At 62.1% G+C, this 13804-nt stretch carries 18 protein-coding genes; 13 read left to right on the forward strand and 5 right to left on the reverse strand.

The features are described 5' to 3' along the window. Positions 1-142: 142 nt before the first annotated feature. Positions 143-1984, reverse strand: coding sequence for an AAA family ATPase (locus J2J99_RS05530; protein WP_168301741.1), 1842 nt, complete (start codon positions 1982-1984; stop codon positions 143-145). A 124-nt stretch (positions 1985-2108) separates the two neighbouring features. Between J2J99_RS05530 and J2J99_RS05535 the strand changes: the two genes are divergently transcribed. Together J2J99_RS05535 and J2J99_RS05540 are read left to right on the forward strand one after the other, a co-directional pair. Then, positions 2109-2312 (forward strand): hypothetical protein, encoded by a 204-nt coding sequence (locus J2J99_RS05535; protein WP_168301742.1) that lies wholly within the window; start codon positions 2109-2111, stop codon positions 2310-2312. An 899-nt stretch (positions 2313-3211) separates the two neighbouring features. Then, on the forward strand, positions 3212-3451 hold the full coding sequence (locus J2J99_RS05540) for a DUF982 domain-containing protein (RefSeq protein ID WP_039618371.1): 240 nt from the start codon (positions 3212-3214) through the stop codon (positions 3449-3451). Between the two features lie 25 nt (positions 3452-3476). On the opposite strand, the gene J2J99_RS05545 is transcribed toward J2J99_RS05540, so the two are convergent. The 3 genes from J2J99_RS05545 to J2J99_RS05555 all read right to left on the reverse strand — a co-directional run bounded on the left by J2J99_RS05545 (position 3477) and on the right by J2J99_RS05555 (position 5414). Next, positions 3477-3704, reverse strand: coding sequence for a hypothetical protein (locus tag J2J99_RS05545; RefSeq protein ID WP_168301743.1), 228 nt, complete (start codon positions 3702-3704; stop codon positions 3477-3479). Positions 3705-3717: 13 nt separating this feature from the next. Beyond that, positions 3718-3981 (reverse strand): hypothetical protein, encoded by a 264-nt coding sequence (locus J2J99_RS05550; RefSeq protein WP_168301744.1) that lies wholly within the window; start codon positions 3979-3981, stop codon positions 3718-3720. 785 nt (positions 3982-4766) lie between these two features. Further along, on the reverse strand, positions 4767-5414 hold the full coding sequence (locus tag J2J99_RS05555) for a S24 family peptidase (RefSeq protein ID WP_168301745.1): 648 nt from the start codon (positions 5412-5414) through the stop codon (positions 4767-4769). Positions 5415-5497: 83 nt separating this feature from the next. On the opposite strand from J2J99_RS05555, the gene J2J99_RS05560 reads away from it, so the two are divergent. From J2J99_RS05560 to J2J99_RS05610, 11 genes are all read left to right on the forward strand, one after another. Then, the gene (locus tag J2J99_RS05560) at positions 5498-5770 is read left to right on the forward strand and encodes a hypothetical protein (RefSeq protein ID WP_375337297.1); all 273 of its coding nucleotides are present in this window, start codon (positions 5498-5500) and stop codon (positions 5768-5770) included. 224 nt (positions 5771-5994) lie between these two features. After that, positions 5995-6261: a hypothetical protein gene (locus J2J99_RS05565; protein WP_168301746.1), complete on the forward strand. Its 267-nt coding sequence runs from the start codon at positions 5995-5997 to the stop codon at positions 6259-6261. A 24-nt stretch (positions 6262-6285) separates the two neighbouring features. Next, positions 6286-6654 carry a hypothetical protein gene (locus tag J2J99_RS05570; RefSeq protein WP_168301747.1) on the forward strand — a complete coding sequence of 123 codons (369 nt, stop codon included), beginning with the start codon at positions 6286-6288 and terminating at the stop codon, positions 6652-6654. After that, positions 6620-7018: a hypothetical protein gene (locus J2J99_RS05575; RefSeq protein WP_168301757.1), complete on the forward strand. Its 399-nt coding sequence runs from the start codon at positions 6620-6622 to the stop codon at positions 7016-7018. Before J2J99_RS05570 ends, J2J99_RS05575 begins: the two co-directional genes overlap by 35 nt. Then, a complete protein-coding gene (locus tag J2J99_RS05580; protein WP_168301748.1) occupies positions 7015-7305 on the forward strand; it encodes a GcrA family cell cycle regulator in 291 nt (96 codons plus the stop codon). The genes J2J99_RS05575 and J2J99_RS05580 overlap by 4 nt, the downstream gene beginning before the upstream one ends. After that, positions 7302-7499, forward strand: a complete 198-nt coding sequence (locus tag J2J99_RS05585) for a response regulator transcription factor (RefSeq protein WP_168301749.1) — start codon at positions 7302-7304, stop codon at positions 7497-7499. The genes J2J99_RS05580 and J2J99_RS05585 overlap by 4 nt, the downstream gene beginning before the upstream one ends. A 12-nt stretch (positions 7500-7511) precedes the next feature. Next, the gene (locus J2J99_RS05590; protein WP_168301750.1) at positions 7512-8105 is read left to right on the forward strand and encodes a hypothetical protein; all 594 of its coding nucleotides are present in this window, start codon (positions 7512-7514) and stop codon (positions 8103-8105) included. Between the two features lie 956 nt (positions 8106-9061). Next, positions 9062-9562, forward strand: coding sequence for a GFA family protein (locus J2J99_RS05595; protein WP_168301751.1), 501 nt, complete (start codon positions 9062-9064; stop codon positions 9560-9562). A gap of 326 nt (positions 9563-9888) precedes the next feature. Then, complete coding sequence (locus J2J99_RS05600; protein ID WP_168301752.1) at positions 9889-11661, forward strand: SLC13 family permease; 1773 nt, start codon at positions 9889-9891, stop codon at positions 11659-11661. Positions 11662-11829: 168 nt separating this feature from the next. Next, positions 11830-12357 carry a cytochrome c gene (locus J2J99_RS05605; protein ID WP_168301758.1) on the forward strand — a complete coding sequence of 176 codons (528 nt, stop codon included), beginning with the start codon at positions 11830-11832 and terminating at the stop codon, positions 12355-12357. Positions 12358-12510: 153 nt separating this feature from the next. Further along, the gene (locus J2J99_RS05610; RefSeq protein ID WP_168301753.1) at positions 12511-12777 is read left to right on the forward strand and encodes a DUF2277 domain-containing protein; all 267 of its coding nucleotides are present in this window, start codon (positions 12511-12513) and stop codon (positions 12775-12777) included. A gap of 587 nt (positions 12778-13364) precedes the next feature. Here J2J99_RS05610 and J2J99_RS05615 read toward each other — a convergent pair. Then, the gene (locus tag J2J99_RS05615; RefSeq protein WP_168301759.1) at positions 13365-13757 is read right to left on the reverse strand and encodes an ArsR/SmtB family transcription factor; all 393 of its coding nucleotides are present in this window, start codon (positions 13755-13757) and stop codon (positions 13365-13367) included. Between the last annotated feature and the right edge of the window lie 47 nt (positions 13758-13804).

A 13804-nucleotide genomic window follows, 5' to 3' on the forward strand; every position in this document is an offset into this window, starting at 1 on the left:
AGCCGCGGCTCGCGGGATTTCTGTTCTGCGGGGGTCAAAATTTTTAACATACGCAGCGTGCGGGGGTATTCCCTCATAGGAATACACCCCCGCCGCCGCACTGTTTTGCGGGGGTGCGGAAGTCCTTTTGCGGGGGTTGAAACTAGATCCCCGCAACCGGTTTTATGAAGTCTGCCTCATGCCTACTGGCATCCTTCTTACGCACGATTTCAAGCTCGCCTGCTTCAATCCATGCCGCCAACATTGCTTTTGCCTGATCCTTGTCAATCGCGACGCCGAGTTCGACGAGCAGGTTGCCAGCCCAGTATTTGGCTCGCTGGTCTGCCTTGTAATCAGAAGCGTTAAGCCGAACCTTTAAGCCGGCCAGCGTTTGCTCAGGAACGTTCGCGACCGCAGCCTGTCGCTCCTCGGCCGCCAGATCTGCCAGGACGTCCGCCGACGGCCAGCGCCACGCCTCGACCACTCCGATCTCGTCGCCGGTTTTCACAATGCCCTTGCCGTTGCCCAGCGGCACGGAAACAAAACGGCGCCACTGCGACCGGCCGGAAGCGATCATGTTGACCTTACCGTGATCGAGCCGGAAATAGGCGCGAGGGTCCTCGACGCCAGCTTTCTCCGCTTCGGCGTGAGTCATGACATTGAACACCCGCATACTCCGCACCTTGTCTTTGAATGCGCCGCCGCCTCGGGCGCTGTCCGCGGTGACTTCACCCTGGTTTTTTGCGACGTGATGGACGAGTTCGACGCAGCAGTTGGCCTCGTCGGCAACACGCACCCAAGCCGCAGCAACACGCTGCATGGCACCGTTGTCGTTTTCCTGTGCCTCGTGGGTCGATACAAACGGATCGATGATCACCACATCAATCTCACGCCTACGGATCTCGGAGACGATGTCTTCGACGAACGGCTCCACGATTTTCAAGTCGCGACCTTCCTGGCGGGCAATGACGAAACTCTGGTCGCGGCCGGAATCTGTGAAGAGCCTGCCGCCGATCTGGTCGTTCGTCACATTGAAGTGCTTGGCCGCGCCGTGGAAACGACGGTTGATCTCGTCGACGGGATCTTCGGCATTCACCCACCAGACACGCAGCGGTTTGAACAGGCCGCCTTCTGGATCAAGCAGCGGCCGGCCAGTCACCATTGACAGCGCCTCCGATATGGAGTGCGCCGTCTTGCCACCGCCGCCTGGCCCAACCGATGCGGTCGCGTAGCGTCGGATGTAATGCTTGCCGTAGAGCCAGTCGCGCTCGGGAATTTCGGCAGGATCGCCCAATGAGAAGGGCGTCGCGGCGATCGGCTTGTCTTCGATGATTTCGAATATGCCGCGATGGGTATGGAGTCGGGCGCTGCCGTCGGCCGCGAAATAGATACGCCCGCTCTTGTCGCCGACTTTTGCGCCGTAGATCTCGCCGGACATGATGGAGCCGCCGAACTGCCGTTGCAGGCGTGTCAGACGAGCGGCGAGGTCGGAATGAGCGCCCGGCTTGTTGTCGTTTGCCGCAACAGGTTCTGGCTTTGCGGCCAGTTTTGCCAAACTCTCCGCGATCGGGCCCGGCTTGTATTCTTTCGGCGGAGCGGCGGCGCCGATGTCGCGCCCAATAATCCGCATTGCGATGTCGGCGTCGAGGTCCGGACCTGCGATCTGCGCCATGCTAGGATTGCCGGTCGCAGGATCGAGCCAGAGAAGCATGGAAGTGCCGGCGTCGCAGCCGTCAATTTCATCGACGAGGATTGCCCAGCGGCGCGCTTCGCCCATGTCGGCCGGCCCGCTGTCGCTTGATGGCTGCTCTAGGTTAATGGGGGAGGCGCGCTCGAAATCCACTGCGCCATCTTCGGCTGCGGGCGCAACGACAACGCTTGCCGTAGAATGCCCCCAGTCGGTGAGGCGATCGTAGATCCCGTAGTAGACCGACGCGATGCCGTCGAAGTCGCCAGCTGCAAACAGGTCGGGGATGGCGGTAGGCTTAGGCTTGGCTGCGGTCATAGGCGGTCTCATGCCCCTCTAAAAATGCGGATGCGGCTGCGGTAATCTGGCGGGAAAGTGAAGTTGACGTGGTGGCCGATCTGCCGCCGCCGTTAACGGATGGAAAGAAGGTCCGAAGGCCTTTTTGAGTGTCGACGAGGCGCAAGTTACAAAGTCGCAGGTCGGCGCTGATCTGGATCGAGAAGCGCGCGAGCACGCGGGCGCCGTCTCCGGCAAAGCCGCCGGTGGGTTCGAAATCGATGATTTGCAGGTTGATCTCCTTTCATGGCTAAGCGTCCCGCCGACGGTTGCCGGCAGGGTGTTGGGGTTTGTCTTCGGTGTCTCGTGATCCGGCAAGTTTTTGCCGAAACTGGATTGACTTCTTCGCCGCCGTGTGATCGTTGCGCGCCATCTTACGGCAACGATTGGCAACGATTGAGCGTAAAATGGTGCGTTTAGGCGTCACGGTCGCGCTCAGGAAACCCCGGGGTTCTGGGCTTTTCGACGCAAACGTTGTTGTTCGGGACGTGGGGGTCGAGTGTTCGAATCACTCCACTCCGACCAGCTAGAAACCCCGCTTCGGCGGGGTTTTTCGTTTCCGGGTCGAATGATGATGCGGACCGCTTAAAAAGCGTTTGCTGCCTGCTGTACAAACTCCGCGCTTGCATGCGCATAACACCGTTGGATCTCTCCCGTGGTCGGGATTTCGCGGAGCCAGTGTGCGTGATGGAAAGGCGGAGCTGCCGCGGCAACAGTACTCCACGCTCCAAAAAAACCGGAAAAGGTCCACCCGCCTCCGGAGATTCATTTTGATAAAGAAAGCCCCGCGAAAAGCGGGGATTAAGAAAGGGGGTGTTTCCTTAGGCATTGCGCGTCTAGGCGCTGTGCAGTTACTTTACACAGATCAATATTTATTGCAATGAGTAATACTATCGTGAATGCTAGTCTGGCGGCTATATAGAGATGAGTAGCCGCAAAATTGTAGGTTTATTCTCCAAGGGCAGATTATCTACAACTCGAGACTGATATGTATTCGGTGGGTCGTCCGACGAGATTTACCCCCCCCGTCTCCTGTGCGGCAGGCGGGCAACCAAAAACTGGTCGCCTCGTTTTTTCTGGCTCTCGCACGTCCGGCTGCCGGCAAGTTGATTCGCCCAGCGACGATAACATGTGAGATAGTCACCTCAACCGGAACGAGTCCCGACGTCGCTCGTTGAGTCGCGTGTTTCCGCGTTGGGGGGCTGCATCATGAGCAGGCGGCGAAGCTTCAAGCCGGTGAAGATCACCATCAATGGCAAGACCAGAACCGTCTACAACGTCGTTCAGGCCGGCAATATGCTGCTGAGCGACTGGCCGGAGCAGACGCCGGCGGCCAAGGCTGCCGAGCTTCTCGTGCTCGACGTCTTCAACGATGCCGCCGGGCCAGAGCAGGTGCGCCGCGCCTTCATAACGGCGGCCAAGGCGAGCGACATCAAGTTCAGTTCCTGACCGGCGGTCCCGGGAAAGCCTTCGCTCACTTCCATGAAGTCTGCTCCTGATTGCTGAGATCCTGGTGCTTCAGCTGCGGCTCCATCCAGGCGGCCGAGGCGATTGCTGCGAGGAAGCCGAAGGCGAGGCAGGTGAGGGCCTGGATTGGCCAGGAGGTGAAGGTAACGGGCACCGGGGTAATGGGCCGCTCGGCGCAGCGACCGGGCGGGCAGCGGCAGCCGGAAAAGGCCTCGATGATGCAATCGGCGGACATCTTTGCTTCTCCCTCAGGCATAAAGCTGATCGCGGTCGGTGATGCCCATGATCTCGCGGGCATAGCGGTAATGCGCCGCCACACTGGCCGTGGCGCCGCGCAGCCAGGACGGGCCGCGGCAGAGATGTTCGGGGCGGCGGAGATAGGCAAAGCCGAGGGCGCCCATGCGCTGGGCCTCGTTGGCCATATAGGCGGTACAGTCGTCGAGCCGGCGGGCGGCATTCCAGCGGGCGTCCCTTAGGCTCTGCTCGGTCTCGATCTTGCGGAAATGCTGCATCGCTTCGCCCTCTCTCGCGCCGGCTGATCGGCATACGAGAGAAAGGTATATATAATACCTCATTGCGTCAATCGTATGAGATATAAAAAATACCTTGGAGATTGACGAGGTACGAATCGTAGGCGTATGGGTGAGCGCAGTGATTGGGCGACCGGGTGCAACTCCCGAGCTGACGAAGCCCAGCGGCGCGGGAAGCGAAAGTCCTTAAGTGCGCTGTCAGAAAATCAGGACGAGGGCGAAGCGAATGGCCCCTCTGGCACGTGTCCCATCCCGGCTCCGGCCTTCAGGACATGGCCAATGCTCTCCCGGCTTCATGGGCTTTGCTCATGGGGTAGGGGGAAGCTTTGGCCGGAACCCTCCCTCACCAGCCTTCAGGAACGGGAAAGAGATGGAAGAGAGAAGGAGTGAAAGAGATGAGGATACCACGGGCGCGCGGGCGGCATGTCCGCTCGGCTGCATCGCAATCTTCAGATTTGCTCCCGGGCGCTCAACCTCCCGTTTCCCGAGGCAGCTTCGCAAGGCGTCGAACGGGTTTGCGCGCGATGACTGGAGTGCCGGCCGAGGCCCTCGATTTTCGAGGCGAAGCTCGGCTCGATGCGGCACCGCCCGCGCAGCGCCGAAAGCGATGATCGACATGGCGAGCGTGGCGATATGGAGCCGATTCCGCCGGCGCGTGAGGATGGGCGGATCATCTTGATTCTTTTTCGGAAGAGCTTGGCGTTCTGCTGGAGCGGTGAGGTCTATGTCTTTGTCTAAATTCGTGTTTTAGAAAAAATGCAGGACTCTCACATCTCGATCACCGAGCGGCGGACGCGGCCGACGACAGTGACGGCGCCCTGGAATTGTGGCGGCGGCACCTCCTCGTAGGAGGCGGGCTGAAAGGGCGGATTGTCGTTCGGGCGGTAGCGCTTGTAGGTCGCGGCCCCGGTCTCGTCGGCAACGACATAGAGCGCGTTCGGCGCCAGGCGCTTGTCGCGGCGGTTGACGAAAATGATCGAGCCCGGCGGCGAGATCTTGTTCATCGAATTGCCTTCGACCTCGAGGGCGATCCAGTCGCCGTCCGGCAGATCGAGCGCGGCGACAGTCGGAAATTCCGAGAAGTCGGTGATCGGCGCCTGCTCGGTCAGCTGGCCGGCGCTGACCCAGGAGATCTTCGGCACGTCGGCGACCGAGACCGGCCGCTCCTCCGGATCGAGCGCGTCGCCGGTTCCGAACTGCAGCCAGTTGAGATTGACCTTGAACGCCTTGGCATATTTCTTCGCGTCGGCGATGCCGAAGCCGTTCCGGCCCGACTCATGCGCCTTGTAGACATTGGCGTTCCAGCCGAAACGATCGACGATCGCCTTCGGCCCGGCAAAGCCCGCGTTCTTCCTGGCCATGACCAGACGCCTTGCGCGTTCTTCGCGCTCAAATTGTTCCTGATCTTTCAACATGATATAAATTATACCCTAAAAAAAGGTACATGTAATGCCCTAAATCGCTTGACGTGCGAGGTATTTTATATACCCTTATCGCCATGGCAAACACCGATTTCAACAACAGGCCCAGACTTTCCGGCTTCGCCAATGATCTGGGCATTCGCAAGATTTCGCACGCGCGGCGCATCCAGCGCCCGGGCGTCCGCTACACCGGCTGCCCGAACTGCGGCAGGGCGCTGTCGATCGCCGAGGTGATCGAGCGCCACTGCGAAGATTGCGGCCGGCAGACCAACCCCGAGGAGATGGGGCAGACGACCATCCTCCCGGCTTCTTTGCCGGTCACCAGATCCGACAGCCTCACTCCTCCCTGAGGCTATCGGTCGCCGGCGTCGTCGCCCTCCCTCGGCGACGCCGGCATCTCCAGGACGCGACTCGTCGCGGCCACAGGGAAGCAGCCCTGAGACGACGACTGGAGCCCGTGCTCCCGCAACAGAGCCGGCTCCTGATGTCGGCAACGAACTCGAGAAATGAAGGACGGCCATGGCCCGCTTTGCCGGGAGCATCCGGCTGCATCCGAGGGAAAGAGGATCAAGCGATGAACACTGCCCCCGCCCGTCAGGGCACCGAGATGAACGCCCTCGCGCTCTTCCGCACCGGCCGCGACTATATCGAAATCTCAGCCATTCTCGGCATGTCGGTGCCGGCCGTGGAAACGGAGATCCACCGGCTGCGCAGCGCCGAGAAGGGCGACACCGCCCAGGAGCATTGTGCCGCCGGCAAGGTCCGGCGGTTTGCCGGGCGCCCCGTCCGGCCGGGCGCCCCGGTCAATTTCGCCGGCGCGCGGCGCAGGCTGCGGGTCTGAGTAGGCGAGCCGAAAGGGATGCGCATGGAAAAGGAAACGATGGACAAGGACATCATGGAGATCCTGAGCCCCGTGCTCGGGCCGGAGCTGGCGGCGGCGATCATCGAGCATCGCAGCCGCACGCTGAAGAAGCCGCTGACGGCCTACGCGGCGAGGATCCAGGTCAAGGAATATCTGAAGACCGGCAACCCCGTCGACGCCGCCGAGATGCAGATCCTGCGCGGCTGGCGGGCGATCAAATCCGACTGGTATTTCAATGAGAAGGCGAGGGAAGCGGGATCGGCCGATGCAAACACGGGCAGAAGGACATTGGTCGATGCCGCAAGAGATTTCCTCTCCGGTGACGATCATAGCGGGGATGCTTTCGGGCTTTCCGGCCTCCGCCGGCACTGATCCCGACATGCAGATCCGCGCCTATCTCGTCGCCATCGACGGCATTCCGGCCGAGGCGGTCTGGCGCGCCGCCAAGCTGTTCCTTTCGGGCAAGGTCAGGGACCATAACCGCGCCTTCGCCCCGAGTGCCGCGAGCTTTGCCGAAACGGCCCGCCAGCAGCAGGCGGTGATCGCCAGGGAAAGCCGGCCGCCGATCGAAATGCGCCCCGAACCGCCGCAGCCGAAGGTCGCGGCCTACAAGATGCAGCTGCTGAGACAGGCGGCGAACGGCAGCCTGAACGCCAGGCGGCAGCTCGCCCGGATGTTTCCCGACAACCCGGTCATCGCCAAGGCCGCACGAGACGCACAGGAGACAATGGGATGAGAGAGCTGTTCTGGACGGAAGACAAGATCGCCGAGGCGGAGAAATTCTGGCAGGCGGGGTTTTCGGCGCGCGAGATCGCCGAGCTGTTCGGCTCGAAGAAGAATACCGTCATCAACATGGCGCATCGCAACCGCGACAGGTTTCCCTCGCGGCAGGAGGCGCGCAGGCGGCCGCCCGATACGAGCGCCGTGCCGATCCGCCATCCCGACCGGGTGACGCGGGTGACGCTGTCGGGCGCGCATGTGACGATGCCGCGCGTGCCGACCATCGACGGGCCGGCGCCATGACCGCCGTCACCCCGCGCGAGCGCGAAATCATCGGCTGGATGGCGGCAGGCAAGACCGCCGCCGAGATCGGCGCCATCCTCGCCATCGCGCCGATCACCGTCAACACCCACATATCAAACGCCAAGGCGAAGCTCGGCGTCTTCACGGAGACCGCCCTGGTCGCCGCGGCGCTCAGAAACGGCATCATTCGATAGGAAGGACATCCCATGGGCGGCAAGGCCACCAAGGTGAAGATACAGCGGGTGAACAGGGGCGCCGGCCGGCCGCGCAAGGCAAATGTCGAGCGTTTCCCCTGCGGCAAGATCAAGCCCTTCGAAACCGAGAAGGACAATGTCAGCGTGGCGGTCGCCGCCCGCCGCCGCATCCACGGCTTCATCAGGACGGTTGATGACGAGACGGTCAGGAGCCCCTATGCCGGCTATACGCTCGGTCGCATGTTTCTCGACGGCGTCGTCACCGACGAACAGCGCCAGGCCGGCGACGACTATGCCGAGGCCATGGCCCGCTACCACAAGACGACGGGCATTCCGGCCCCGAGCCCGAGAGCGCAATCGCTCTTTGCCGTCAAGGGCCATGAAGGCGAGGTGAGCGAAAGCCTCGCCGAACGCGCCCGCAAGGCCAGCAACCGGATGATGGCGCTGCAGGCGATCCTGCTCGCCTGCGAGGACGGTCCGCAGGTGCGGAGCACCGTCTATAATGTCGCGGTGATGGACTACGAACATCTGCGCCACATGCCGCCGCAGCAATTGCTCTGGCTGCGCCGGGGGCTGATCGCGCTGCGGAAGTCGAAGAGCGCGTGAGGGTCTTCAACGCGCCGCGATGCCGCGCCACGGAGCTCACCCACCCTCCGTCGCCCGCGGGCCTGACCCGAGGACCCACGCCGGCCTCGTCGAGGGTGGCCGAGGATTCCAGGCTCAAGGCCTGGAATGACGGAGGATGGGGAGAGGTCGTCGGCAAGAGGCGCAGCGCCGCGTTGGCGAGAGCTGCAACGCCGCTGCTTTTGCCTCACCATCGCTGATTTGCCACAGCGCTCACCCCACTTTCCGTCGTCCTCGGGCTTGACCCGAGGACCCATGCCGGCCTCGTCGAGGGTGGCTATGGATTCCAGGCTCAAGGCCTGGAATGACGGAGGTTGGGGAGGGGCATCGGCAAGAGGCGCAGCGCCGCGTTGGCGAGAGGCGCAACGCCGCTGCTATTGCCTCACCATCGTTGGTTTTGCCACAGCGCTCACCCCACTCTCCGTCGTCCTCGGGCCTGACCCGAGGACCCATGCCGGCCTCGTCGAGGGTGGCCGTGGATTCCAGGCTCAAGGCCTGGAATGACGGAGGTTGGGAAGGGGCATCGGCAAGAGGCGCAGCGCCACGTTGGCGAGAGGCGCAACGCCGCTGCTATTGCCTCACCATCGTTGGTTTTGCCACAGCGCTCACCCCACCCTCCGTCGTCCTCGGGCCTGACCCGAGGACCCATGCCGGCCTCGTCGAGGGTGGCCATGGATTCCAGGCTCAAGGCCCGGAATGACGGAGCGCGGGGAGGCCCATCGGCAAGGGGCGCAGCGCCGCTGCTTTTGTCTCACCATCGGCGTTGGCGAGGCTTGTGATGCTCGCTGTAGTGTCACGAGAGTGGGCCGCACAGAGTATCGAAGTGCATGGCTGTGTTGTCAGCACCTCCGCACGGCCCATACTCCTTACGATCGGCGGAACGTCTTGTTCCCGCGCCGATGAAATAATTTGATCAGCTTTCTTGCAGGAGAAGAAAAATGAAGCGCATCGAGAGGGAAGTGAGCGGCGGCTGCCAGTGCGGTGCCGTGCGCTATCACGCAAGCGTCATGCTCGACAATTCGCATCTCTGCCATTGCCGCATGTGCCAGAAAGCCTCGGGTAACGTCTTTGCCGCGCTCGTCGCCGCGCCCGATGATGCGCTCACCTGGACACGCGGCAAGCCGAGCGTCTGGAAGAGTTCGGAGCTTGTCGAGCGCGGCTTCTGCGCGAATTGCGGCACGCCGTTGTTTTTCCACCACCTGGAAAACGGCCGCACCAACCTGATGATCGGTTCGCTTGACGATCCCAATGCTTTCCCGCCGCTGGCCAACACCTGCACCGAGAACATGGTGACGTGGTTCGAGACGATCACGGGCCTTGAAAATACCGGGGCAACCGAAACCAACGGCGCCGACTGGGCCGCGGCGATCAAGGCGAGCAACAACCAGCACCCCGATCACGATACCGCCTCATGGGCGGCGAGCGGACGTGACGGCTGAATTCAGGAGCCATGATGCGCCGCGTTTTCCTGCTGACAGGGGCAGCCGTTTTCGCTTATGCCGTCTGGCATGTGACGATGACGCGCTCGACGACCATAGACGTACTGCATGGCCTGGGGCCCGGGCATGAAAGAGCGACTGACCCTTAGAATGGCCGGAGGCACCATTTTTGCGAGTGCCGCCGCAAAAGGGCAACTCGCGGCTGGTCAGCAGGCGGATGGGCTCTAGATTAGGAAGGGAGGGAACCCGCGGGAGATAACGGCGTTCCCCGAAGTATCTTCTTCCGCTCGGTTGTCGGCGACATCCCAGCCTCTTTCAAGGTCCGCATGACGACACAGCAGATCATCGCATTTTGTGTCATCGGCCTCATGATGGCGGTCTTTATCTGGGATCGCTTCCGCTACGACGTTGTCGCCTGTTGCGCGCTCGTTTTGGCGGTCGCGACGGGAATCGTGCCGCCGGAAAAAGCCTTTTCCGGCTTTTCGGACGACATCGTCATCATCGTTGGCAGCGCCCTGATCGTCAGCGCGGGCGTGGCCCGGTCGGGCATCGTCGATGCTGCGATCAAGAGATTTTTCCCAAACCTGAACACGTTCCATACCCAGCTCGCGCTCCTGACGATCGCCGTGGCGTTGCTGTCTGCCTTCATCAAGAATATCGGCGCGCTCGCCATCATGATGCCTGTCGCCTTTCAGTTCGCAAGGAAATCCGGCGCTTCTCCGTCGAAATACCTGATGCCGATGTCATTCGCCGCCCTGCTTGGTGGACTGATGACGGAGATCGGCACGTCGCCGAACATCGTCGTATCTCGGCTTCGGCAGGAGATGACGGGAACCTCCTTCACCATGTTCGACTTCACGCCGATAGGCGCAATCCTGACGGTCGTCGGCATCACCTTTCTCCTGTTCTTCCACAGGCTGGTGCCAAGCCGCACAAAGCAGGTCCAGGCCATCGAAGATGTCGTGGAGATCAAGAATTACACGAGCGAAGTCGCAATCACCGACCAGTCGCCGCTGCTCGAGCGGGCGCTCAGCGACCTCGTGAAGCTCGGCGATGGCGAGGTCATCGCCACGGCCGTCCTGCGCGGCGGCACCAGGATGGCGCCGTTTCCTGATCTGACGCTGCGCCCGGACGATATTGTGATGCTGGAAGGTCCCTCGGCAGCAATAGACCGCATCGTATCACAAGGGAAATTGAAGCTTTCCGGCAAGCCTCTGACCAAGGATGGCCAGCCGGACACGAACATCATTTCGCTCGAGGCGATCATCAGCCAGCAATCGTCCCTGGCGGGGCTTTCGGCCAAGGAACTGGCGCTCTCCTACACGCGCGGAGTCAATATTCTGGCGGTCAGCCGGCGTGGGGAACGCCTCAAGGAACGGCTGGGCAGCTTGACCCTCGGCGTCGGCGATGTCCTCCTCCTCCAGGGCAGCCGGGCAAGCCTGGCTGCTCTTCTGCAGGATTTCGGCCTGTTGCCGCTTGCCCAGCGCGAGGTGATGCTCGGCACCCGCCGCCGTGCCGTCATTCCGCTTCTGATCCTGGCTCTCGCCATGGCAACGACCGCAGTCGGCCTCGCGCCGGTTGCGGTGGCTTTCTTCGCAGCGGCGCTGGGCATGGTCGTCTTCCGCGCCATTCCACTGACGGATATCTATAAATCGGTCGATGGGCCGATCCTGGTCATGCTCGCCGCCCTTATTCCCGTCTCGGATTCCTTGCGCACCTCCGGCGGCAGCGACCTGATCGCCGGCTGGTTGGGCGCGGTGGCGATGAATCTGCCGGCTTGGGGGGCACTCGGCCTGATCCTGGTCAGCGCCATGGCTGTTACACCCTTCCTCAACAATGCCGCGACCGTTCTCGTCATGGCACCGATCGCCGCGAGCTTTGCAACCAGTCTCGGCTTCAGGCCGGAAGCCTTCCTGATGGCGGTCGCCATCGGCGCCGGCTGCGACTTCCTGACCCCTGTCGGCCATCAATGCAATACGCTCGTCTTCGGTCCGGGCGGTTACAGGTTCTCCGATTACCCGCGTCTCGGCCTGCCGCTGTCGGCATTGATCATCCTGGTCAGCGTGCCCGCGCTGCTTCTTGTCTGGCCGGTGAAATAGACCACCAAGGCAGCCGCAGCCGGTTTGAAAAGCCGTGGATAGGAATGGCCGTGGGGAGGGCGGTTTGTCCCCCAATCCTCGTTAATTCAAAAAGGCTAATGTGTAGAACATGCTAACGGTGATATCAGTTCGCTGGCGGTTGCGAGCGTCTGTATCATGGAGGGGATGATGTTTCGATTGAGCGCTCGGTTGGCGTTTTTCGCCGTCTCAGCATTGGGGATGCAGTCGAGTCTAGCCGCTGCCGACGACACGCAGGCTGCGCGCGGCGAATATCTCGTCACGATCGGCGGCTGCAACGACTGCCACACGCCGGGATACTTCTTCGGAAACCCGGACAGCTCGCGATTTCTGGGTGGATCGGATGTCGGTTTTGAGATCCCGGGGCAGGGTGTTTTCGTCGGCCGCAATATCACGCCTGACAAGGAGACCGGCATCGGCAGCTGGACCAGGGAACAGATTGTAACGGCGCTTCAGACCGGGCAGAGGCCGGATGGCCGCCTCCTGGCGCCAATCATGCCGTGGCATGCATTGGCGCAACTCACGGAAGAAGACGTGACATCAATTGCAGTCTTCCTGCAAAGCCTGAAACCGGTCAGCAATCAGATCCCTGGACCTTTCCAGCCGGGGGAGAAGGTTTCAACCTTCATGTTCCGGATCTTGCCGCCGGGTGATACCGCGGCTGCCGCACCAAACTAGAGCCGCGCCGCCGGTGAGCCCTGCGGCACGCGCTAATCCGTTGCTTCGCTCCGGATCACAACGACCACCCCTTTGTCATTTACGCTCACGCGACTAGATTATCGGGAGCAATCCCTCCTCTCGAAAGGGAGGGAAGACGACCGGGAGCAAGTCATGTGCCGAAATATCAAGCCTCTCTTCAATTTTGATCCGCCGGCGACGGACGAGGAGATCCATGACGCCGCCCTGCAGTTCGTGCGCAAGCTGAGCGGAACCAACAAGCCCTCGAAGCGCAATGAGGCGGCATTTGAACAGGCGGTCAATGCGATCGCACAATGCGCCCATGAGCTGCTGCATTCGCTCGAGACCACGCAACCGCCTCGCGATCGCGCCGAAGTCGCTGCAAGGGCGCGCGCGCGATCGGCGATGCGCTTCGCGTAAGAGGGGCGATCGACAGAGAATCAGAATAGCCCAACCGTTGCCGGCCTGCTGTTGCCTCATCGATGCACGATTTGCCACGGAGCTCACCCCACTTTCCGTCGTCCTCGGCTTGACCCGAGGACCCATGCCGGCCTGGTCGACTGCGGTTGTGGATTCCAGGCTCAGGGCCTGGAATGACGGAGGATGGGGAGGGGCCATCGGCAAGAGGCGCAGCGCTGCTGCTTTCGCCTCACCATCGCTGGATTTGCCACGGTGTCACCCCACTCTCCGTCGTCCTCGGGCTTGACCCGAGGACCCATGCCGGCCTCGCCGAGGGTGGCTATGGATTCCAGGCTCGAGGCCTGGAATGACGGAGGATGGGGAGGGCTATCGGCAAGAGGCGCTACGCCGCGTTGGCGAGAGGCGCAATGCCGCTGCTATTGCCTCACCATTGCTGGATTTGCCACTGAGCTCACCCCGCCGTCCGTCGTCCTGGCTTGACCCGAGGACCCATGCCGGCCTCTTCGAGGGTGGCCGTGGATTCCAGGCTCAAGGCCTGGAATGACGGAGGTGGGGAGGGGCCATCGGCAAGAGGCGCGGCGCTGCTGCTATTTCGTCGCCGTCGCCGGATTTGCCACGGAGCTCACTCCACCCTCCAACGTCCTCGGGTCATGCCCGGGCAACTGTCCGTAAGCCATCAGGATCGATCGGATCAGCCCCGGGAAGCGTTCATCCAGCTCCGCGCAGCGGGTCAGGTTGCGCATCTCCACGCCCTGGCGCTCGCTGCGGATCAGGCCGGATTCACGCAGCACTTTGAAATGGTTCGACAACGACGATTTTGGAATGACGCGGTCGCCGAGGTCGGCGAGGGCCGAGCACGTGCCGCCGCAGCCGGCGGTGGCAAGCCTTGCGAAAATGGCGACGCGCTCGGGATCGGACAGCGCATAAAGGATCGCTTCCGGCCGTATATCCTCCAGGGCAGGGTGAAACAGCGGTCTCATGAATTTCATATAGCGTCCCTTGACATCGAGATCAATAGTTCCGAATT

The sequence above is a fragment of the Rhizobium binae genome (assembly GCF_017357225.1).
Taxonomy (GTDB): domain Bacteria; phylum Pseudomonadota; class Alphaproteobacteria; order Rhizobiales; family Rhizobiaceae; genus Rhizobium; species Rhizobium binae.